18 protein-coding genes, 1 tRNA gene and 2 pseudogenes are annotated in these 22,573 nt (G+C 60.0%); 10 read left to right on the forward strand and 11 right to left on the reverse strand.

Annotated elements, in window-relative coordinates:
• Window positions 1–237: 237 nt before the first annotated feature.
• The 7 genes from AB4Z32_RS17915 to AB4Z32_RS17945 form a co-directional block, all read right to left on the reverse strand.
• Window positions 238–327 (reverse strand) — tRNA-Ser (locus tag AB4Z32_RS17915).
• 80 nt (window positions 328–407) lie between these two features.
• Entirely contained in the window at window positions 408–1,703 is a 1,296-nt protein-coding gene (gene serS / locus AB4Z32_RS17920; protein ID WP_442123216.1) for a serine--tRNA ligase, read from the reverse strand.
• Window positions 1,704–1,813: 110 nt separating this feature from the next.
• Complete coding sequence (locus AB4Z32_RS17925; protein ID WP_442123217.1) at window positions 1,814–2,038, reverse strand: hypothetical protein; 225 nt, start codon at window positions 2,036–2,038, stop codon at window positions 1,814–1,816.
• 152 nt (window positions 2,039–2,190) lie between these two features.
• On the reverse strand, window positions 2,191–3,516 hold the full coding sequence (locus AB4Z32_RS17930) for a replication-associated recombination protein A (RefSeq protein ID WP_442123218.1): 1,326 nt from the start codon (window positions 3,514–3,516) through the stop codon (window positions 2,191–2,193).
• Between the two features lie 48 nt (window positions 3,517–3,564).
• Window positions 3,565–4,185, reverse strand: a complete 621-nt coding sequence (locus AB4Z32_RS17935; RefSeq protein WP_442123219.1) for an energy transducer TonB — start codon at window positions 4,183–4,185, stop codon at window positions 3,565–3,567.
• The gene (gene lolA / locus AB4Z32_RS17940) at window positions 4,182–4,826 is read right to left on the reverse strand and encodes an outer membrane lipoprotein chaperone LolA (protein WP_442123220.1); all 645 of its coding nucleotides are present in this window, start codon (window positions 4,824–4,826) and stop codon (window positions 4,182–4,184) included. The genes AB4Z32_RS17935 and lolA overlap by 4 nt, the downstream gene beginning before the upstream one ends.
• Before the next feature lie 107 nt (window positions 4,827–4,933).
• Window positions 4,934–7,576, reverse strand: a complete 2,643-nt coding sequence (locus AB4Z32_RS17945) for a DNA translocase FtsK (protein ID WP_442123221.1) — start codon at window positions 7,574–7,576, stop codon at window positions 4,934–4,936.
• A gap of 184 nt (window positions 7,577–7,760) precedes the next feature.
• Here AB4Z32_RS17945 and trxB point away from each other — a divergent pair, with 184 nt between their 5' ends.
• The 4 genes from trxB (at window position 7,761) to AB4Z32_RS17965 (ending at window position 12,488) form a co-directional block, all read left to right on the forward strand.
• A complete protein-coding gene (gene trxB, locus AB4Z32_RS17950) occupies window positions 7,761–8,714 on the forward strand; it encodes a thioredoxin-disulfide reductase (protein WP_442123222.1) in 954 nt (317 codons plus the stop codon).
• Between the two features lie 57 nt (window positions 8,715–8,771).
• Window positions 8,772–9,452, forward strand: a complete 681-nt coding sequence (locus AB4Z32_RS17955; protein WP_442123223.1) for a Smr/MutS family protein — start codon at window positions 8,772–8,774, stop codon at window positions 9,450–9,452.
• A gap of 155 nt (window positions 9,453–9,607) precedes the next feature.
• Window positions 9,608–11,827 (forward strand): ATP-binding protein, encoded by a 2,220-nt coding sequence (locus AB4Z32_RS17960; RefSeq protein ID WP_442123224.1) that lies wholly within the window; start codon window positions 9,608–9,610, stop codon window positions 11,825–11,827.
• Window positions 11,828–11,882: 55 nt separating this feature from the next.
• A complete protein-coding gene (locus tag AB4Z32_RS17965; RefSeq protein WP_442123225.1) occupies window positions 11,883–12,488 on the forward strand; it encodes a trimeric intracellular cation channel family protein in 606 nt (201 codons plus the stop codon).
• Between the two features lie 6 nt (window positions 12,489–12,494).
• On the opposite strand, the gene AB4Z32_RS17970 is transcribed toward AB4Z32_RS17965, so the two are convergent.
• From AB4Z32_RS17970 to AB4Z32_RS17980, 3 genes are all read right to left on the reverse strand, one after another.
• Window positions 12,495–12,836, reverse strand: coding sequence for a response regulator (locus AB4Z32_RS17970; protein ID WP_442123226.1), 342 nt, complete (start codon window positions 12,834–12,836; stop codon window positions 12,495–12,497).
• Between the two features lie 118 nt (window positions 12,837–12,954).
• Complete coding sequence (locus tag AB4Z32_RS17975; RefSeq protein ID WP_442123227.1) at window positions 12,955–13,293, reverse strand: P-II family nitrogen regulator; 339 nt, start codon at window positions 13,291–13,293, stop codon at window positions 12,955–12,957.
• Between the two features lie 14 nt (window positions 13,294–13,307).
• Window positions 13,308–15,398: an NAD(+) synthase gene (locus AB4Z32_RS17980; protein ID WP_442123228.1), complete on the reverse strand. Its 2,091-nt coding sequence runs from the start codon at window positions 15,396–15,398 to the stop codon at window positions 13,308–13,310.
• A 31-nt stretch (window positions 15,399–15,429) separates the two neighbouring features.
• Between AB4Z32_RS17980 and AB4Z32_RS17985 the strand changes: the two are divergent.
• The 6 genes and pseudogenes from AB4Z32_RS17985 to AB4Z32_RS18010 form a co-directional block, all read left to right on the forward strand.
• Window positions 15,430–15,681 (forward strand): annotated as a pseudogene (locus AB4Z32_RS17985) (peptidogalycan biosysnthesis protein); the annotation flags it as partial.
• A 309-nt stretch (window positions 15,682–15,990) separates the two neighbouring features.
• Complete coding sequence (locus AB4Z32_RS17990; RefSeq protein ID WP_442123229.1) at window positions 15,991–17,862, forward strand: hypothetical protein; 1,872 nt, start codon at window positions 15,991–15,993, stop codon at window positions 17,860–17,862.
• Complete coding sequence (locus tag AB4Z32_RS17995; RefSeq protein WP_442123230.1) at window positions 17,863–20,181, forward strand: hypothetical protein; 2,319 nt, start codon at window positions 17,863–17,865, stop codon at window positions 20,179–20,181.
• A gap of 1 nt (window position 20,182) precedes the next feature.
• Entirely contained in the window at window positions 20,183–20,794 is a 612-nt protein-coding gene (locus AB4Z32_RS18000; protein WP_442123231.1) for a hypothetical protein, read from the forward strand.
• A gap of 15 nt (window positions 20,795–20,809) precedes the next feature.
• Entirely contained in the window at window positions 20,810–21,181 is a 372-nt protein-coding gene (locus tag AB4Z32_RS18005; protein ID WP_442123232.1) for a hypothetical protein, read from the forward strand.
• Entirely contained in the window at window positions 21,182–22,465 is a 1,284-nt protein-coding gene (locus tag AB4Z32_RS18010) for a helix-hairpin-helix domain-containing protein (RefSeq protein WP_442123233.1), read from the forward strand.
• Here AB4Z32_RS18010 and AB4Z32_RS18015 read toward each other — a convergent pair.
• Window positions 22,421–22,573: pseudogene (locus tag AB4Z32_RS18015) on the reverse strand (IS481 family transposase); the annotation flags it as partial. The gene AB4Z32_RS18010 and the pseudogene AB4Z32_RS18015 sit on opposite strands and share 45 nt — an antisense overlap.

Consider the following 22,573-nt stretch of genomic DNA (forward strand, 5'->3'; position numbering starts at 1 on the left):
CGCAAGGGTTTGGGGCTTGCTTTTTGCTACTGGCTGAAGGTCAGGTGAAGGAGCGCGCGCCCTCGGCGCGCGGCGCAGTTCCTTGCGCGCGCAGCGCGCAAGGAACTGCAGATCGGCGATTCGGGCGGGCTGGGCAAGCATGCCCAGCCCTTCGAATCCCAACGGGAAGCGCGCAGGCGCTTCCCTCCCTCTTCGCCAAAAGAAAAAGGCTCCCGGTGGGAGCCTTTTTCTTTGTTTTGGCGGAGAGGGTGGGATTCGAACCCACGGTACGGTCACCCGTACGCCTGATTTCGAGTCAGGTACATTCGACCACTCTGCCACCTCTCCTGGTAACCGGTCGCTGTATTCGCGAGAGGCCACATTATAGCAGCCTGATGCGAAAACGGAAGAGCTATTTACGCAGCCGCTCAGGCAGCCGGAACGAGGCGCTCGATGCCGCCCATGTAAGGACGCAGCACTTCCGGGATCACCACGCTGCCATCAAGCTGCTGGTAGTTCTCCAGCACGGCGACCAGGGTGCGGCCGACTGCCAGGCCGGAGCCGTTCAGGGTGTGCAGCAGTTCCGGCTTGCCCTGGGCATTGCGGAAGCGGGCGTGCATGCGGCGGGCCTGAAAGGCTTCGGTGTTCGACAGCGACGAGATCTCGCGGTAGGTGTTCTGGGCCGGCAGCCAGACTTCCAGGTCGTAGGTCTTGGCGGCGCCGAAGCCCATGTCGCCGGTGCACAGCGCCATCACGCGGTAAGGCAGGCCCAGGCTCTTCAGGATGAACTCGGCCTGGCCGACCATCTCTTCCAGCGCTTCGTACGATTTTTCCGGGTGCACGGCCTGCACGAGCTCGACCTTGTCGAACTGGTGCTGGCGGATCATGCCGCGGGTGTCGCGGCCGTAGCTGCCGGCTTCCGAGCGGAAGCACGGGGTGTGGGCGGTGACCTTGAACGGGAGCGAGTCCAGCGCCACGATCTCGTCGCGCACCATATTGGTCAGCGAGACTTCCGAGGTCGGGATCAGGTAGAAGTTCTCGCCCTCGCCTTCCGCGCCGCCCTTCTTCACGGCGAACAGGTCTTCCTCGAACTTCGGCAGCTGGCCGGTGCCGCGCAGCGAATCCGCGTTGACCATGTAGGGGGTGTAGCACTCGGTATAGCCGTGCTGGCCGGTGTGGGTGTCGAGCATGAACTGGGCCAGTGCGCGGTGCAATCTAGCGATGCCGCCCTTCATGACCGAGAAGCGCGAGCCGGTCAGCTTGGTCGCGGTGTCGAAGTCCAGGCCCAGCGGGGCGCCGACGTCGACGTGGTCCTTCACTTCGAAGTCGAAGGTAGGCGGCGTGCCGACCTTGCGCACTTCGATGTTGCCCGATTCGTCCTGGCCGACCGGCACCGACTCGTGCGGCAGGTTCGGGATCGCTTCCATGAAGCGCGCCACCTTCTCCTGCACCTGGGCCAGGGCCACTTCGTTGGCCTTCAGTTCGTCGCCGATGCCGGCCACTTCCGCCATCACGGCGCTGGTGTCTTCGCCTTTGCCCTTCAGCATGCCGATCTGCTTGGACAGGCTGTTGCGCTTGCCCTGCAGTTCTTCGGTGCGCGTCTGGATCGCCTTGCGCTCGGCTTCGAGGGCATTGAAGCCGGCGACGTCGAGCTGGAATTTGCGGGTCGCGAGGCGCGCTGCAACGTTGTCGATGTCTTTGCGGAGAAGTTGGATGTCAATCATGTCGGGGTTTGCGTTGCGATTGGTTTTATCGAATGCGCAATTGTACCAAGCCGACAGCTCCAGGTCCGCGAGTTTGTAATCGATCGATTACAGAATCAGCTCGGAATGTTTTAGTTCAGTGCCGCTTTTTCGGCGGCGCTCAGGCGCTGGGCCCTGACCACGACCACCGGCACCTTCGGGTTGACTTCGGCTTTGACGGCCGGGCTCACCACGGCGGCGACCGGGGCGGCGCGCATCGCTTCCGGTGCCTGTGCCGAGGCGACGGCGTAGCTGGCGAAGTTGGTCACGACGGCGGCGACGAGGAAGGTGGCTTCGAGGTTCTTGAGCAGTTTCATGATGGTGTCCTTGGTGTAGTGTCTGGTTGAGGTGCTTCGGTATGGTGGTACTGTAGCCACTCCCCTCCTCGGACTCCATCGAGATGCGACAAAGCGCACGAAATGCGGGATGAAACGCGAAAAAGCGATCTTTTCCGGCGCCCGCAGCGTGCTCAGCTTCCGCCGTCCCCGCCGTCGCGCGCCTCGTCGTCCAGGCCGCGCAGCCAGGCCATCTTCTCGGCAATCTTGGCCTCGATGCCGCGCGGCACCGGCTGGTACCAGCCCGGCTCCGGCATGCCGTCGGGCAGATAGGTTTCGCCGGCCGCGTAGGCGTGCGGCTCGTCGTGGGCGTAGCGGTAGGCGTGGCCGTAGCCCAGTTCCTTCATCAGCTTGGTCGGCGCATTGCGCAGGTGGACCGGCACTTCGCGCGACTTGTCCTTCCTGACGAAGGCCATGGCGGCGTTGAAGGCGTTGTAGCCGGCATTGCTCTTGGCCGCGATCGCCAGGTAGATCACGGCCTGGCCCAGCGCCAGCTCGCCCTCGGGCGAACCGAGGCGTTCGAAGGTCTCGGCGGCGTCGTTGGCGAGCTGGATCGCGCGCGGGTCGGCGATGCCGATGTCTTCCCAGGCCATGCGCACGATGCGGCGCGACAGGTATTTGGGATCGGCGCCGCCGTCCAGCATGCGGCACAGCCAGTACAGGGCGGCGTCCGGATGCGAGCCGCGCACCGATTTATGCAAGGCGGATATCTGGTCGTAGAAGTTGTCGCCGCCCTTGTCGAAGCGGCGCGCGTTCAGGGTCAGCGCGTTCTCGACGAACTCGCGCGTGATCCGCGTGACGCCGGCGGTGTCGGCCGAGGTCTTGGTCTGCTCGAGCAGGTTGAGGAAGCGGCGCGCGTCGCCGTCCGCGTAGCCGACCAGGGTGTCGACCGCCACCTCGTCGAACTGCAGGTTCTGCAGCACCCGCTCCCGGGCGCGCGCCAACAGCTGGCGCATCTCGTCGTCGTTCAGCGCCTTCAGCACATACACCTGGGAGCGCGACAGCAGCGCCGAATTGACTTCGAAGGACGGGTTCTCGGTGGTGGCGCCGATCAGGGTCACGAGTCCGCTCTCCACGAACGGCAGCAAGGCGTCCTGCTGCGACTTGTTGAAGCGGTGGATCTCGTCGATGAAGAGGATGGTGTGCTTGCCGCCGGCCAGGTAGTGCTCGGCCTGCTCGATGGAGGCGCGGATGTCCTTCACGCCGGACAGCACCGCCGACAGCGCGATGAATTCGCAGTCGAAGGCGTTCGCGGTCAGGCGCGCCAGGGTCGTCTTGCCGACGCCCGGCGGACCCCACAGGATCATCGAGTGCGGGCGGCCGGACTGGAACACCAGGTTCAAGGGCTTGCCCGGGCCCAGCAGATGGCTTTGGCCGATGACCTCGGCGATGGTTTTGGGCCGCAGGGCTTCGGCCAGCGGGGGCGAAGGTTCGGCCTTGAATAAATCGTGGTTGTCCATGTGCTTAGTGTAGCCGATGGACGCGCGGCCGGTAGCCGGTGCGGCGGCTCAGCGGAACAAGACCCGGCCGTAGGCGGTATCGGTGCGCTCGCCCTTGACGGCCGGGTCGAAGCCGAAGCGGCAGCTTTCGACATAGCTGACCAGGGCGGCGGCGCTCTCCGGCGGCAGGCTGGCGCCTTCCAGCTTCACGCCGCGCGCCTGGCCGGCGCCGTCGACGAGGAAGCGAACCTTGACCCCGTCCGGACCGCTGGACGCGTTCTCGTAGGGCTGGAAGGCAGCGAAGCGGCCGCTCGCGGGGCAGCTGCCGGGCACCAGGTGGGGACGCAGGACACCGCCGCCGTTCAGGCGCCAGACGTACTGCACCGGCAGCGCCGCGCCTTGTGCGCGCGCGGCTTCCGCGGGCGTGAACCTGCAGGAGCGGATGGTGCGGATGGCGGCATCGTCGAGCAGCGCCCAGCCGCTCGAGCTGGCGACCTGGGCTTCGCTCACGCGGCCGTCCGCGGCCAGCCGGTAGCGCAGGGTCGTGATGCCTTCGAGTTCGTAGCGCACCGCCTCGCGAGGGTATTCCGCGGCGGCGCAGGCCTTGGGCGGCGGCGGTATCCGGGCGGCGGCCGGCGCTGCATGAAAGGCGGCCAGCGCCGCCGTCAGCAGCGCAAGGCCGTGTCTCACTGGTTCACCACGTCGGCGCCCTTCGGCACCTCGAACTTGAACTGCTGGGCGCCCAGCTGCGGATTGCGCTGGAAGTTCGTGAACTTCAGCACCGAGGTCTGGCCGAAGGAATCCTTCAGCTCCATCGCCTGCGGCACGCCGTCCTTCAGGCCGATGCCGATCTGCTCGAAGGTGGTGTCCTTGGCTTTCGGCGTCGCCGTCATCCATTCCAGGCCGTCGCGGGTGCCGGCTTCGACCAGGGTGAAGTTCTTTTCCAGGTCGTTGCTGCCGAACAGGATCGCGGCCGGCGAGCTGCCCAGGGCGTTGCCGAGCTTGCGGGTGGTGACCTGGTTCAGGTCCTTGTCGTAGACATAGAGGGTCTCGCCGTCGGCCTGCAGCACCTGCTCGTAGGGCTTCTGGTAAGTCCAGATGAACTTGCCGGGACGGGCGAACACGAAGGTCCCGCTTGATGCCGGCTGGGCCTTGCCGGTGGCGGCCTTGCTGCGGACCTGGGTCTGGATGAAGTCGCCGCGGGCGGACTTGGTGCCGGCGACGAAGCTCTTGAACTGTTCGAGGGCGCTGGCGGAGGCGGTGGCGCTCAGGGCCAGCGAGCTTGCGGCCAGCAGGGTGGCCAGGGAAAATTTCAGCGTCATATTCTTCATCGATATGTTCCTTGCAGGGTGGGCACCCGGTGCCCACGCGTTACGTTGGCACGACGCATGCGCCCGCGTGGGCACGGCGTGCCCACCCTACGCAAACGCGACGTACGTTATTCGGCGCTGGTCGCAGGCACGAGAATGTCGCGGTTGCCGTTCGACTGCATCGGCGACACCAGGCCGCTCTGCTCCATCTGCTCGATCAGGCGCGCCGCGCGGTTGTAGCCGATGCGCAGGTGGCGCTGCACCAGCGAGATCGAGGCCTTGCGGTTCTTCAGCACGACCTGCACGGCCTGGTCGTACAGGGCGTCGGATTCGCCGCCGCCCTCGCCCGCCACCGCGCCGTCGGCGCCGCCTTCCTCGGCCACGCCGCCTTCGAGGATGCCCTCAATGTAATTCGGTTCGCCCGTCGATTGCAGATGTTTTACAACTCGATGCACTTCGTCGTCGGAGACGAAGGCGCCGTGCACGCGGACCGGCAGGCCGGTACCCGGCGGCATGTAGAGCATGTCGCCCATGCCCAGCAGGGTCTCGGCGCCCATCTGGTCGAGAATGGTGCGCGAGTCGATTTTCGACGACACCTGGAACGCGATACGGGTCGGGATGTTCGCCTTGATCAGGCCCGTGATCACGTCCACCGACGGACGCTGGGTCGCCAGAATCAGGTGGATACCGGCGGCACGCGCCTTCTGCGCGATACGGGCGATCAGTTCCTCGACCTTCTTGCCGACCACCATCATGAGGTCGGCCAGCTCGTCGATGATGATGACGATGGTCGGCAGCTTGTCCAGCGGTTCCGGCGCGTCCGGGGTCAGCGAGAACGGGTTCGGTATGTGCTCTTCACGCTTGGCCGCTTCCAGGATCTTGCCGTTGTAGCCGGCCAGGTTACGCACGCCCAGCTTGCTCATCAATTTGTAGCGGCGCTCCATCTCGTTCACCGCCCAGTTCAGGGCGTGGCCGGCCTGGCGCATGTCGGTCACGACCGGCGCCAGCAGGTGCGGGATGCCTTCGTAGACCGACATCTCCAGCATCTTCGGGTCGATGAGAATCAGGCGCACATCGTCCGGGTCAGCTTTATATAACAGCGAGAGGATCGTCGCGTTGATGCCGACCGACTTACCGGAACCGGTGGTACCCGCCACCAGCAGGTGCGGCATCTTGGCCAGGTCGGCGATCACCGGCTTGCCGGCGATGTCCTTGCCCAGCGCGACGGTGAGGCTGGAAGCGCTGTCGCCGTAGACCTTGGAGCCGAGGATCTCGGTCAGGCGCACGATCTGGCGTTTCGGATTCGGCAGCTCCAGCGCCATGTAGTTCTTGCCGGGGATGGTCTCGACCACGCGAATCGACGTCAGCGACAGCGAACGCGCCAGGTCGCGCGCCAGGTTGACGATCTGGCTGCCCTTGACGCCGGTGGCCGGCTCGATCTCGTAGCGGGTCACGACCGGGCCCGGATAGGCGGCCACCACCTTGGCTTCGACGCCGAAGTCGGACAGCTTTTTCTCGATCAGGCGGCTGGTGAATTCCAGGGTTTCGATGGCCACCGATTCCTGGGCCGGCGGCGCATCGTCCAGCAGGCCGAGCGGCGGCAGGGTCGAATCGCCCGGCATGCCTTCGAACAGCTTGTTCTGCCTTTCCTTCTCGGCGCGTTCGGAGCGCGGCACGCTGGTCACCTGGGGCTCGATCTTGATCGGCGCCGGCGCGGCGGCCGATGCCGATACCGGGGCGCGCGGCGCAGGTTCGGCGGCGGCAGGCGGCGCGAACGCGGGCTCGCGCGGCGCCGGGGCACGCGGCGTCACCACGCCATCCTCGTCGACCTCGTCTTCCAGCATCGGCTCGGCGCGCGGCTCGAGCTTGGCCTCGCCCTTGGTCTCCGCCTTCTCTGCCTTGCCCTTGCCGACCTTCGACATCATCTTGGCCAGGAAGCCCGGCGCCGGTGCGTTCTCCGACTCGTCGTCCGGCTCCGGCAAGGCCTTCGGGGCCGGCGGCGCATGCTTCTCGACGTACTTGGCGCGCTCGTTCACCACCACTTCGTCGCGGCGGCTGGCCGCAACCTCGCCCTGGCGGCGGTCTTCGCGGTCTTCGTAGCGCAGGCGGAACCATGCGAGGCTGGTCTCGACCGATTCGCCGATGCGCTCGGCCACCGCCAGCCAGGACACCTGGAAGTACCAGGAAAAGCCCAGGCCGAACAGCAGCAGCAGGAGCAGGGTCGCGCCGGTGAAGCCGAAGGCGGTGTGGGCGGAATGGCCGATCAGCTGGCCCAGAACGCCGCCGGGGGAGCGCGGCAGCTCCACCTTCAGCGTCCACATGCGCAGGTATTCGAGGCCGACGCTGCCGGCGAACATCAGGGCGAAGCCGACCCAGCGGATCACCGTCTCGCCCTGGTGCTCCGGTTCCGGCTCGGCGGCCTCGATCACGAAGCGGTTGTGCAGGCGCCGGTAGCCCCTCCACACGGCGCGCGCGAAGCAGACGCACAGCCACCAGGCGGAAAAGCCGAAGATGAACAGCAGCAGGTCGGCCAGCCAGGCGCCGGCGCGGCCGCCCAGGTTGACCACGTGGGGCACCGCATTCTCGTGCGACCAGCCCGGATCCGCCTTGTTATAGCTGAGCAGGATCAGGACGAAATACAGCAGTGCCACGGCGGTGGCCAGCCAGCGCGCTTCCGACAGCAAGCGCACCAGCCGGTTGGGCATCGGCTGCCGGGGCGGCGCAGGCTTGCGGGTATAGGTCGAAGTTGTCGATTGACTATTCTTACTCATGCTGATTGAAACCGATGCTGCTGGGAACTTACAAAGATCGACCATTCTAAGCGATATATTGCCAAGCGGGCCCACGATTCATGCCCGTGTGCATCATCGACTATAATGTGAGCCACATATCCCCTTGATAAAGTGGCTTTTCAGCCCCAGTTCCCTTCCCTTACCAATAAGACGAATTCCTGCAATGACCACTCGCAAACACGCCAAAGTCCTGATTCTCGGTTCCGGCCCCGCCGGCTACAGCGCCGCCGTCTACGCCGCACGCGCCAACCTGAGCCCGATGCTGGTGACCGGCGTCGAGCAGGGTGGCCAGCTGATGACCACGACCGACGTCGAGAACTGGCCGGGCGATCCGCTGGGCGTCCAGGGTCCGGAACTGATGCAGCGCCTGCTGCAGCACGCCGAGCGCTTCAATACCGAGATCGTGTTCGACCACATCCACACGACCTTTCTGAACGAAAAGCCGATCCGCCTGGTGGGCGATTCGCATGAGTTCACCTGCGACGCCCTGATCATCGCGACCGGCGCCTCGGCCCAGTACCTCGGCCTGCCGAGCGAGCAGGAATTCATGGGCAAGGGCGTGTCCGCCTGCGCCACCTGCGACGGCTTCTTCTACCGCAACCAGGAAGTGGCGGTGATCGGCGGCGGCAATACCGCGGTCGAGGAAGCCTTGTACCTGTCCAACATCGCCAGCAAGGTGACCCTGATCCACCGCCGCGACAAGTTCCGCGCCGAGCCGATCCTGGTCGACCGCCTGATGCACAAGGTCGAGGAAGGCAAGATCGTGCTGGAGCTGAACCAGACCCTGGACGAGGTGCTGGGCGACGCCAGCGGCGTGACCGGCCTGCGCCTGAAGTCGAGCGCCGGCGACGCCACCAAGGACATCAAGGTGCACGGCCTGTTCGTGGCGATCGGCCACAAGCCGAACACCGGCATCTTCGACGGCCAGCTCGAGATGCACAACGGCTACATCAAGACCCGCAGCGGCACCGAGGGCATGGCCACGGCGACCAGCGTCGAGGGCGTGTTCGCGGCCGGCGACGTGCAGGATCACGTGTATCGCCAGGCGATCACCTCGTCGGGTACCGGCTGCATGGCGGCGCTGGATGCGCAGCGTTATCTGGAAGCGCTGGAGTAATTACTTGGTGGGAGGTCATTTCCGGCAATGCCGGGAATGACAAAGGAGTGAAATGAAGTGGCGGGCCTGAAAGACTTTTCCGATCTCAAATCCTTGCGTGAACAGCTCAAGGAAGATCAGCGCCAGCGCGCCATCGAAAAGGCCGCGCGCGCGCGGCGCGAGCGCATCGACAAGGCGAACGCGGTCGAGTTCCGCGAGGCCGTCAAGGACGTCAAGCCGATGCCGGAATCGGACCGCTACGTCTGGCGCCCGGTGCAGGAGGCCGAGCGCCGCGCCGCCGGGCCGGGCCCGCAGCGTCCGCCGCTGCACGAGGAAGACATCGAGGCGGTGCTGCGCGAGTCGATGCTGTCCGACCAGTTCGACGTCGACGGCCTGCTCGACGAAGATCCCACCCTCAGCTGGTCGGCGCCCGGCGTCGGCCCCGACGTCGTCAAGAAGCTGAGAAAACGCCACTGGCAGGTCGAGGACGAGCTGGACCTGCACGGCCATACCCGCGACCTCGCGCGGCGCCTGGTCGATGCCTTCCTGCGCCGATCGAGCAAGAATGGCGTGCGCTGCGTGCGCATCATCCACGGCGTCGGCTACGGCTCCGCCGGCGGCGAGCCGGTGCTGCGCGGCATGGTGCACAGCTGGCTGGTGCAGACCGCCGAGGTGGTCGCCTTCTGCGTGGCCGGCCGGACCGATGGCGGCCATGGCGCCCTCATCGTCCTTCTGCGCCCTGCGCTAAATGACGACTAAGTCTTACATTTGTTCAAATTTTTGGTCTACTTCGGGCTAAAAAGCCCTCCACTGTCGCGTTAAGTTGAAAAACGCACGGCATGCCTTCTTTGAAACCTGTAAGATGCACTCTTAGCGAAACCATGGTGGTTTTGCATGAGAAGGGATGATGCGAATTGAAGTCAAGATCACCGGTGCCGATGGGCGCCCCGATGCGTGTCGACCTGCTCAACTGTGCAGATGAACCGATCCACATCCCGGGTTCGATCCAGCCGCACGGAGCACTGATCTTCTTCACCGCCGCCGGCGAGGTCGAAGGCTGGACCGAAAACGCCCCCGCCGCCCTCGCCGCCCATCTCGAACTCGCCAAGCCCTTCGGCGAACTCGGCCTGCCGGCCGAAGTCACCGAGCTGATCCAGGAATCGCTGGACAGCATGAGCGAGGGCGAGGCCATGCCGATGGTTGCCGCGATTACCGTCGGCGACACCGAATACGACTGCGTCGTGCATGCCCACGAGGGCCGCGTGATCGCCGAGTTCGAGGCGCGCGAGGTCGCCGCCGATACCGTCGCCCAGTTCGCCATCAAGGCCCACTCCTCGATCGACCGCCTGCGCCGCCAGAAGAACGTGGACGCCCTGCTGGACACCGCCGTGCGCCAGGTGCGCGAGTTCACCGGCTTCGACCGCGTGATGGCCTACCGCTTCCGCCCCGACGACAGCGGCGACGTGGTGGCCGAGGCGCGCCGCGACGACCTCGTGCCCTACCTCGGCCAGCGCTATCCGGCCGGCGACATCCCGCCGCAGGCGCGCCGCCTGTACGTGCTGAACACCCTGCGCATGATCGCCGACGTCACCTATCACGCCGTGCCCCTGGTCGGCGCACCGGGCGCCGCGCCGCTGGACATGAGCTTCGCGCTGCTGCGCAGCGTCTCGCCGATCCACGTCGAGTACCTGCAGAACATGGGCGTGGGCGCCTCGATGAGCGTGTCGATCGTCATCAACGGCCGCCTGTGGGGCCTGCTCGCCTGCCACCACATGGGCCCGAAGCGCGTACCCTACTCGATCCGCATGGCGGCCGACGTGCTGGCCCAGGTCATCGCCTCGACGATCCAGGGCCTGGAATCGCGCGAGGAAGCCGAACTGGTCGAGCGCGCCGCCAAGGTCCGTACCAGCCTGGTCGAATCGCTGCTGCTGGAAGAAGATCCGCTCGAGGCCCTGATCGAGCACGCCGACGGCATGCTGGTCGCGGCGCGCGCCCAGGCCATGATCGCGACCCAGTTCGACCGCGTGGTCTGCCGCGGCATCGACCAGGGCAGCGGCGAGGCCATCGTCGCCACCCTGCCGGACAATGTGCACGAACTGCTGGTGCGTCAATGTTCCGCCGACTGGCCCGAGGAGGCGCGTGAAGGCCTGGGAAAGTGGTCCGGCATGCTGGGCCTGCCCTACGACCCGCCCAGCAAGGGCTGGTGCCTGCTGCTGCGCCATGAACAGATCGAGGAAGTCGCCTGGGGCGGCAAGCCGGACAAGAGCGGCCAGATCGGGCCGATGGGCGAACGCCTGACCCCGCGCGGCTCCTTCGACGCCTGGCATGAAACAGTGCGCGGCTGCGCCCACGAATGGGAAGATGGCGTCCTGATCCATGCCCGCATGACCCTGGGCGAACTGGCCCGGGTCTCGAACGCGCGCCGCGCCCAGACCGAAGCGACGCGCGCCCAACTGCTGGCGATGCTGGGCCACGACCTGCGCGACCCTCTGCACTCCATCAACATGGCCGGCATCGTGCTGGAAAAGACCGACAGCGCCAGCAAGGGCGGCACCCTGGGACGCCGCATCCAGTCGTCCAGCAACCGCATGCAGCGCATGATCGGCCAGGTGCTGGACATGAGCCGCATCGACCGCGGCATGGGCCTCGGCGTGGCGCTGGAGCGGGTCGACCTGGCGGCGCTGGTCGAGGACATGGTCGAGGAGGCCCGCCTGGCCTACCCGACCATCGTCTACGAGCTGAAGATCGATGGCCCGGCCGTGGTCATGGCCGACAGCGGCCGCCTGGGCCAGGTGCTGTCCAACCTGCTGAGCAATGCGCGCCACCATGGCGAGCCGAATCAGCCGATCGAGATCCTGCTGCGCCGCGACGACGGCCGGGCAGAGGTCTGCATCGCGAATGCCGGTGCGCCGATCCCGCACGAGATCGAGTCCGGCCTGTTCAATCCCTTCAAGCGCAGCTCGCTGAACAATCCGCGCAACCGCACCGGCATGGGCCTGGGCCTCTATATCGCCCAGCAGATCGTGCGCGAGCACCAGGGTGAGATCGCCTACCGCCACCAGGCCGGCGCCGGCGGCCAGGGCACCAGCGCGGTGATATTCACGGTGCAGCTGCCGCTCGCGGCTCAGGATTAAGCCAATGTCGGGCTCGGCATGTTAGTCTAGCAACGTTGCCACTTGCCCGCATTGCATGAGACTGGTCACCATTATCGAAATCACGGCGGTCCTGGTCGCCGCGTTCTCCGGCTTCATCGAAGCGAGGCGCAAGCGCATGGACCTGGTCGGCGTATTCACCGTCGCCTTCATCGCCGCATTCGGCGGCGGCACCCTGCGCGACATCCTGCTCGACCGAAGACCGCTGTTCTGGGTCCAGCACCAGGAGTACGCGATCCTGATCTTCGTACTGGCATTGGTGGCTTCGCCCCTGATGCGCACCCTGCGGCACATCGTTTCCGAACGCCTGATCGTGATCGCCGACGCCTTCGGGCTGGGATTGTTCTCGGTGGCGGGCGCATCGGCGGCGATGGAAGCCCATATGCCGCTGTTCATCGCCTCGATGATGGGGGTGATCACCGGGATCTTCGGCGGGGTGCTGCGCGACATCGTGTGCAACGAGGTGCCGATGGTCTTCCGCGACGGCAAGCCCTATGCGATCTGCGCCTTCCTCGGCAGCTGGATGTTCCTGCTGATGGGGATGTACGGCGTACCGCGCGAGTTCGCGCTGTGGTCGAGCGCCTTCTTCATCAGCGGCCTGCGCCTGCTGACCTGGAAGTTCAACCTGCAGGTAGGGCGCTGAGGCGGCTCAGATGACGGTGCCGATATGCTCGACCAGGGTCTCCAGCGACACCGGCTTGGGGAAGAAGCGGACGCCCTCCAGGGTCGGGCCGACCTCGATGGGATTTGCCGAAATCATGACCGCCGGCAGGGCGGGATCGATGGCGCGCAGGCGCAGCAGCAGCTCGGCGCCGTTCATGCCGGGCATCTTGTAGTCGGTGACCACCAGGTCGGGCCGGTCGGCCTCGAAGGCCGCCAGCGCCTGTTCTCCGCTGTAAGCCACCGACACCCGGTAACCCTTGATAGCCAGGTAGCGCTCGAACACGTACCCTACCGCTTCTTCATCGTCGACTACCAGGATATGCTTCACCGTAGACTCATCCGCATGCTGAATGGCCGCCCAGGCCAATGTGACATTTCAAAATGGAAATGTAACATGAGCCTGGTCTGAACGACAAGCGGATTTGATCGAATTGACGGAAGCGGGCTCAGACCGCGTCCGCGCCGGTTTCGCCGGTACGGATCCGGATCACCTGCTCGACTTCCTGCACGAAGATCTTGCCGTCGCCGATCTTGCCGGTGCGCGCGGCCTTGATGATGGCATCCACCACCTGCTCGCTCATCGAATCGTCGACCACCACCTCGATTTTTACCTTTGGCAAAAAATCGACCACGTACTCGGCGCCACGGTACAGCTCGGTATGGCCCTTCTGGCGGCCGAAGCCCTTCACCTCGGTCACGGTGAGGCCGGTGACGTTCACTTCCGCCAGCGCCTCGCGCACTTCGTCCAGCTTGAAGGGTTTGATTACGCAGGTAATCTGTTTCATGGGGTTTTCTCCTTTCAGGTTGATTCTTGGTCCGGGATGCGCGCCAGCTGCTCCATCCATACCGTGGCTTCGGAATCGCTCGGTGCCCGCCAGTCGCCGCGCGGCGACAGCGAACCGCCGTTGCCGACCTTCGGCCCGTTCGGCACGCAGGAGCGCTTGAACTGGCTGGTCTTGAAGAAGCGCCACAGGAAGATGCCCAGGTTCTTCTTGATCGCCGCCAGCCCGTACTCGTTGCGCGCCGGGCTGCCGCCTTCAGGCCACGGACCGGCATCGCGGTCGTGCCAGGCGCTGTACGAAAGGAAGGCCACCTTGGTCGGCGCGAAGCCGTAGCGCAGCGTGTAATACAGGTTGAAGTCCTGCAGCTCGTAGGGCCCGATGAAGTCTTCCGTCACCTGGGCCGGCTTGCCGGCCGGCGCGATGCCGGCCTGTTTGCCGGTACCGGTCTTGGCGGGCACCAGTTCCGGGCTGATCTCGGTTTCCAGCACCTTGATCAGGACGTCGGCGCCGTTCTCACCGATCTGCTGCGTGTCCGCCACCCAGCGCACCAGGTGGGAGATCAGCGTCTTCGGCACGCTGGCGTTCACGTTGTAGTGCGACATATGATCGCCCACGCCGTAGGTGCACCAGCCCAGCGCCAGCTCGGAGAGATCGCCGGTGCCGATCACGATCGCATGGTGGTGGTTCGCCAGCCGGAACAGGTGGCTGGTGCGCTCGCCCGCCTGCACGTTCTCGAAGGTGACGTCGTATTCTTCCCTGCCCTCGGCATAGGGATGGCCGAGATCCTTCAGCATCTGGATGCAGCTCGGGCGGATGTCGATCTCGTGGGCGGTGGCGCCGACCACTTCCATCAGCTGGCGCGCTTGCTGGAGGGTCCGCTCGCTGGTGGCGAAGCCGGGCATCGTATAGGCCAGGATGTTCGAACGCGGCAGGCCGAGGCGGTCCATGGCCTTGGCGCAGACCAGCAGCGCATGGGTCGAATCGAGGCCGCCCGAGATGCCGATCACGACCTTCTGGTGGCCGGACGACTGCAGGCGTTGCAGCAGGGCCTGGACCTGGATGTTGTAGACCTCGGTGCAGCGCTCGTCGCGGCGTTTGCCGTCCGCCGGCACATAGGGGAAGCGCTCGATGGTGCGCGCCAGCGGCAGGTCTTTGTCGAGCGGCAGCGCGAGGGCGAAACGCGTGCTGCGGAAGCGCTCGACCTCCGCCGCATGCCGGCGCACCGACTGCGCGAAGGTGGTCGTGTGCATGCGGTCCAGCGACAGGCGTTCGAGATCGACGTCGGCGAAGATCAGGTGCGAGTCCTGCAGGAAGCGCGGCGACTGGGCCAGCAGGTCGCCCTTCTCGTAGATCAGGGACTGGCCGTCCCAGGACATGTCGGTGGTCGATTCGCCCAGGCCGGCCGAGGTGTACAGATAGGCCGCCAGGCAGCGCGCCGATTGCTGGCTGACCAGCTGGTGGCGGTAGCCGCTCTTGCCCACCACTACGTTCGAGGCCGACAGGTTGACCAGCACGGTGGCACCGGCCAGGGCCGCGAAGGACGACGGCGGCACTGGCACCCAGACGTCTTCGCAGATCTCGACGTGGAAGCGGAACAGCGGCACACCCTCGAGCTCGAAGATCTGCTCCGGACCGAAGGGCACGTCCTGGCCCAGCAGCGTGATGCGGTCGGCCGCCGCGTTGTCCGCCGCGCTGAACTGCCGGCTTTCGTAAAATTCGCCATAATTGGGCAGGTAGCTTTTCGGCACCACGCCCAGGATGCGCCCCGCCGCCACCACCACCGCGCAATTGAACAGCACGTGGTTCAGGCGCAGCGGCGCCCCGACCACCATGGCCAGCGGCAACTCGCGCGAGGCCTCGACCAGCTGCTGCAAGGCGTCGAGCACGGCGTCGAGCAGGGCGCGCTGGTGGAACAGGTCGTCGCAGGTATAGGCGGACAGGCCCAGTTCCGGGAAGGCGGCCAGCACGGCGCCCTGGTCTGCCGCTTCGCGCGCCAGGCGCAGCGTTTCCTGGACGTTGAAGGCGGGGTCGGCCACGCGGCAACGCGGACTGGCGACTGCCACGCGCGCGAAATCGTGCGAGTACAGGTTGAAGAATCGCTTATCCATTGAAGTCAGCTTTTCATATTCGGAAGTCATCTTGAATTATCGCACGCATATCGCTTCCTCTCTGTCAGAGATCGGCCAGGGGGCCTGGGACAGCCTGCTGGCCCGGCAAGACAACCCCAATCCCTTTCTTTCCTACGCCTTCCTGCACGCCCTGCACGAATCCGGCAGCGCCACGCCGGAAACGGGCTGGCAGCCGCAATTCATCGCCCTCTACGACGATGACGAACTCGCCGCCGCCCTGCCCCTCTACGTGAAGGGACACTCCTACGGCGAATACGAATTCCTATGTCGCCCCTCATCGGATGTGTGACTGACCGACCGCCCAGCAAACCCATATAGTTATTGGCCGAGTGTGTTCGGAGTACACGTTCTATGGGTCATACATGTATGACCAAACAATTGAATACTCAGATACTCTGCTGTCGGAGAAATACCCTAAAGGTATTGGTCTTAAATTTAAGATTCAAAACTTTATTGCTAAAGTAATTAAGCTTACTAGAACATAGAAATAGCCTACCTTTAGCACCTATATACTTTTACCCAAATCTTCGTGCAGAATCTTCCTGTTCGCGTAACTTGAAGAGGATGGACGATGTCAAATTCTGCAGCCATACACGGCGCCACCCATCAGTGGACAGATGACCAGGTCATTCTCGCAGTCAAGTACACACGCGGGCAAAGCGACAGACCTCGCAAGGTCAAAATCGACCTAGCCGCTTGCGGAATAAAACGCTACGGCCTACTTGAATCATGTATTGATGACGCAGAGTGCCCTCTACAGCAGTCCGTCGCCAGTCATTTCGCAGGGTGCGTTAAAGCTATTGCGAAAGATGGTAGCGTGGCCAAACTTTTAAGCACTCCACCAAACCAACTCACGCGCAAAGATATTATCTTACTTTTTAAGAAAATCGATAACTATTACCTTGAAAAAAACGTACAGTCTTCCGCAGCCTCGGCAGAGCAGGCTCGCAATATCATCCGAGATGGACAGGCTCTACTACAAACGGGAATAACACTCGCGCAAGTAGGTTACAAAACGTCACTTAAAGCACCTCCACGCCGATTCAGAAAAGATATCAGCGACAGAGTAGACATTGGCGCTGAAAGCACTGAGATACAGTTACCATTGTCAGCGGATACCAAAAGCAACGTCTACGAATTTACCGGCAATTCTGAAGAGCACTACCGTAAGCGATTAGAACGCATTGTCAAAACCTGTGAAGAGGTGCTTGATGAGCACGATAACGTCAAACATGCGATAGATGCTGCGCGCCGTATGCCGCTCCCAAAGTCCCTTCTCAAGAAGTCCATCAAAATGCTCACTGAACTCGGCCGCATCAATGAGAAAGTAGCGAATCGGAGGACAGCGGAAGAAAGGCTAATAATAGCGCTTAAGATAATTGACCACCACAAGCTTTACTCAAGCACCGTAAGTGGAATCCGAGTATTTATCGAGGATATACCCCTATTAGACCGACTAAGTGGTGGGAAAGGTGCCCGCACTAGATTCGGAGTATTACTTAGCAGCCATTATCTTTCTCGATATGTTGTAACGGCCTGTTTCATTATTCTTTTACGCTATACCGGATGGAACTCAGACACGTTAATCGGCTTATCGATAGACCGAATTAGGCGCACGGCGCATGGATACCAGCTATTTTCTTTAAAAGAAAAAACTCAGCAGTATCAAGAGAGCCAAGTTATATCGGACGACCTTACGACGAACATTGAGGAGAAAGCTGCCGTACGCGCAATATCCCTACTACTCTGGCATAACAGCTCAGTGGACAAATTGGCGATTCGACATAGCAAATCCATCTTTGTGTCATTTAATTTATCGTATAAAGGAAAGCTGGAAGCAGATGTTTTTCTACACGGCATACACTTCCACGAATTTACGAGAGTTTGGGACTTGCCGAGATTTACTGCTACCGATATCCGCCCCCAAACGGTACGCTACGACTACTTGAAAAGCGGGGGCGACCTTGCGGCCCAACAAGCTAAGCTAGGCCACGCTAGCTCAGTAACGACTAGGCATTATCTCGGCGGCCTGGACACTGCCCATAACGAAGCAAATATCAAACGATATTGCGAAATGCTAAAAGCATCCATACTTTACGTCACAAATCGAGAAGAAATCGACCCTAACATAAGTGATGAAGATGCCAACGTAATCCGGAAAATGCTTGCGCCCCCGACCCGCTTTTCATCGAACGAGGAAAATTACTTGATTGACTCATGGCTTGCAAACCCGACGGAAGAAATTAGAGTTGAAGAGGCCCTAGTCGAGCTATGTGTTTATCAACGCGCTTACTATATACGTAATTTTAGAAAGCTTCGCGATGCGAATCCAAAACGATTTGCGACAAATGAGTTACCTCGCATTTTAGTTTGTATTGCGCTATATAAAACCATCAAGGAAGGCGAATTTCGTAAATTAATCCAAAAACTGGAGAAAAACTAAATGCGCAGAGATAAGAAAAGCAAATTACTCGACAATCAAATTGTTGACAAACCTGTCCTCATCGATGAGGCTGGCCGACTAAACGCCGATAGGAACCCCCGCTATTTAAGTCCTTGGGAGAACAAAATTATCGACATTGATATATCACACCAAGACGAAAAAACAGCGAAAGTTCGCTCCTTCGAATTGAACAAAATTGCCATCGCACGCATAGATAAATCATGCTTTGCAAGCAATCGCACATTACCATTAAGCTCTCTTCCGGACTTTCAAAACTCATTGAAAGCAGGAATCAACGCAACACTGCATGTTAGGACCGATGCATTAGGCGACCAAATTTCACAGTTTATCAATAACAGCAGCAGACTTTTTTCTTGGCTAATACATCGTGGAATATATCGACTATCTCAGGTCACTCATCAAGACACTCGAGAACTTGCGGAATTATGGCCTGAGCACAGTTGGTGGGGCTTATTGAAGTACGATGCCGCGCTGAAGGAAGTTATTGACGCAGCAAAGAATGATAATACGTTGGCCGCTCGCTTGCGTGGAACTGGCAACGTAAAAAAACTTACTGTCGACGCATTTGAGCTATCTGAGCTGATTGGCCTACCTATCGCTGCAAATCAAGTTCCGCTTTGGTTCATTGATGAACTTGCTGAAATATTAAAGTGTGACAGTGACGGCCAGAACAGAAGTCCGAGAGCCTGGGAGGCAACAGAATCCACCTATGCGCGCCTAATGGTGGAAATAAACCGATTTTCTTTTTTGCCGGACGGCTTCGATATGATACCGTTCCTGCCATATCCTAATAGTAACGCTGATGCTGCGGCTAGATTTCCAAATCAAGGTGGAAGAACCAAAAACATATCAATCTCAGATGCAGTAAAGATTTTCGAAGAAGCTTTGAAGTGGATATATGACTATAAACCAATTATCATAGAAGTTGCAAACGCGGCCCGCGATGCCCTTGAACGTCTAAGCAACGACGATGTTAAAAATGAAGTCCATGTACGCAACGTTAGTGTTCGAGCTTTTAACCAGGCGGTAGCTCGCACAGGCTGTACTCTTCCGATAAAAGACTTTAAGCATTCCGACCTTGGCAAGCTAGTGAATATGCTGCTTACTGCCGCGTTCTGCATTATCGCCAGCAATCACGGCAGACGTCGCAATGAAGTGGTTGGCCATAACGTACCTCATGGTTTGTATTTTGGCTGTTTGAGAAGTCTTGGGATATCTGAAACCGATTATCGCATTGACATTTACGTTGCCAAATCCGTGCGCCAGTACGTAACGTTTTGGTGCAACAATCTAGTCCGTGACGCCGTTCACTGCCTCGAGGAGCTATCACAGGTATTCCGACCACTTAACACGCCATTGAAAACATATCCAAGTGACCAAGCTAGCGGCCGCGACGATAAGCTATTTCTCCACCGCACTTTTACTCTACATGGCTATAAAGCTGCGCCTTCTCAGTTCGACTTTGGCCGCGCATCAACCTGGTTTTTCGAGCTGGCCGGTGTTAGTACTGAATACGTGAATTCGCGTGCCCATCCCTTTCGAAGAATTTTTGGGCTCCTCTACAAGTACCGCTATGACAGATTCAAATTGGACGCTTTAAGCGAACATTACGTCCATGTATCCTATTCGATGACAGAAGTCTACCTGACAGACGCACCTGGAGTGGAGCCAGAAAATAGCGTCCAGCATCTCTATTCCCCGGCTCTTGAAGTAGAGATGGCCAAAATAAGCGCGATGCAGGATGAAGTAGAGAAAGAATATCTTGGCGACCTCATCGAACGACTGCTGAACGGGGAATTGATGGGCGGCGTATTCCCGAAACTGATTCTTGCACTGATGAAGCGGCTCTCAGCAAATATTAGCTTTCGAACTCAAAACAACGCAGAAAAAGCAGCAACTCTACAAGCTCGTCTTATCAAACGTGGCTATGCAGTCTCAGAGAAAGAGCACGGCGCTTGTTGCTGTGGAAATGACTCCCCTACCGAAGGCCGTTCTAACTGCTACAAAGATGGCGAAATTCACCCAGAGAACGCTTCCGCGGGAAAATGTGAGGGCTGCCTGCACCTCCTTACGACGCCGGGATATCGAAAACATCTGGAAGTCGAAACTGCGGAGCTTCATAAACAGCAGGAAGATTATTCGCTTCCCCCAGTCGTCCGACTGAAAGCTAAGCAGGATTTGAGCGTTATTAACAATTACCTAGCCGCGGATGAGCGCGTTGCTATTGAAACGCAGTCTGCTTTAAACAGCATCATTGACCGTTGGGAGCCAATCTTCTTTTCGAAGCTGGGGAAATGATATGAGCATTTCCGGAAATCACTCAGCGAATGTCAGCCGTGCGCAAGCAAAACTGGCAATTGAAATGAAGAAATCCCTTCTCAAATCGTGGATGGACACAGGTGTTCCTTGGGTCGCTACAACTGATGGCGAGCAGGTACGCGATTCGAGTGGAGAACTAAAGCTAGATTATTTTCCCACGTGCATTGCTGAGTTCTGTCGGTGGAACGGAACCCAAAATTGCGAGAGCGTTCGCTTGACTCTGGGCAGTATTACGATTACGAATCGGTCAACGCTTGACACCCATTCAGGGCTCAAATCGGAAATTGATGCCCTATGCAAAGCTCTGGTGAAACGAGCAGCACGACAATTAGGCGAAACAAATAAAAACACGCAAATCGAAGAACTCAAAGAAAAAGTTATCTTCCTAAACTCGATAATTGCAAGGCAGGAAACCGAGATTACCCAGTTGCAAATTGGGGAAGATAGTTTAAAAGGAAAGTTGAGTCGTAGTGAGCGTGCATTGTCAAACAGTGCCAAGCACTATGATGACGCTATTGCTGAACTTAAAAAGCAAGTGGCAGAGTTGACAGCGTCGTTACGGAAAGTTGTCCCCTTAAAGATTGAGTCTTGATTCCAGGTAGCCTCTATGAATCGCAACTCGCAAGCAAAAGGCGCGGAAAACGCAGCAAAGCTAAGAGAGTGGATAAAAGTTACTCCGCTAGGCAAAGTTCCTTTGAACAGCCTTGGTAAGAGTGCGAAACGGCCAATTTGCATATGCCTAGGCATACCGCCGTCGACGATTGGCACCAATCAGGCACTCAACGAATTATTCGTAGAGCTTGACGAGAAATTACGAAATCGGAAAGAAGAAGTTGCAGAGGTATCCGAAAATTCGAAAAATCTGGAACTGAGCAGTGCTGACCTAGCATATGTCCTCGCGGAGCTCGAGCTACTGCGCGCATCAAACGCCAGGCTACGCCACCTGGAGGGTACTGGCGTTTTCATTCCTGAGAAATAGATGGAAGCAATCAACGGAACTGTCACTAGAATTGTGCATGCCTCTCCGACGGGGGGTTCCATCTTCCGAGTGATGCTCGAGGACACTGCACGTACTGTACGGGTTGTTGCTTCGAGCAAAGCCATCCAAGTCAAACCCAGAGAGGGCGAATGTTGGGGAATCTTTGGAGATTATGAAAATGACCGCAAATATGGTCACCAATTTCACGCTGTCAGCGCCGTTCAAAAGGTACCTGCCGGACCTTTGATGATTGGGCTGTTCGGCCGGCATCAGCTGTTTGCAGAGTTTGGCGCGTCAGTAGGGAGACGTCTGTGGCGTACGCTAGGAACAGAGGTATATGAAGCGCTCAACCAAGCAAATCACAGCCTTCTTGCACAGGCCGCGAGGATTGCGCCAAGTGCAGCAGTACGACTCGTAAAGGTCTGGCGTTCGTTATGCATGCAAATAGAGGTCGCGACGTACTTCGCAACCCATGGCTTGCCAGTCGCTGTAGCAGTGCAGGCTATTGATTTTTGGGGCGCATCTACGATACAAGTCATCAGCGCAAATCCTTACTTGTTAGCTTCTCTGATGTCTTGGCGGGAGCTCGATGGTATCGCCAGAACTTCCTTCGCCATAGCTGAGACCTCTCCTCTAAGACTAATTGCTGCATGCACTACCGTAGCTAATATCTATTTCTCGAAACACGCCAACTGGACTATGCCGCTTCGTGACCTACAGGTTGGCGTAAAAAACAAGCTTGGCGACAACAGTCTCGTCGCCCTCGCGACTGAGCTCTCAGTTGCAGCTGGGGCAATCTTCCTTTCTGAAGCGAGCAACAAGACAGTTGTGCAATCACGTGGTTGGCACATCCTTACTACTGCGCTGACAAGCCGCTTATCTGAACTGGCGAGCTACGGACCGAAACCCAACCAGGAACTGTACAGGAGTGCCCTCCCCTTCCCGAAAAGTTTGCAGGACGTCGGCCATGCTGCGCGTGACCATCCCAAAGGCTCGGTTAACCTTGTCTATCTATCCAGGCAGGACCTACCGAGTTTGATGGATGAGGCCCGCCTTGCTGGTGCGATACACCTTTTCCTATCGACCTCGCAGCGCGACGCTGTCGGGATATTTGGGGGCTCAGGCAAGTCGCAGTTGATACAGCAATTTCTGACTAATGATTTAACTCGCATGCCAGAGAGGGATTGTTACGTTATTCATGGAGCCGAAGAGATTGATGTTGTTGTCGCCTGCAAGTTACTACATGTCCAGTCCCGTTTGATCGTAAACGCGTTTGACGAATAATTCTGGGCGCTTCTGCTGCCATTCCTTGAGTGCGAGGATAGGCGTTTTATTGTCGATGGCGCGTTGTGGAATGTGGTGGTTGTACAGCTTCAAGTAGTTCAGCAATGT

The sequence above is a fragment of the Massilia sp. 2TAF26 genome (genome assembly GCF_052115005.1).
GTDB lineage: Bacteria > Pseudomonadota > Gammaproteobacteria > Burkholderiales > Burkholderiaceae_D > Telluria.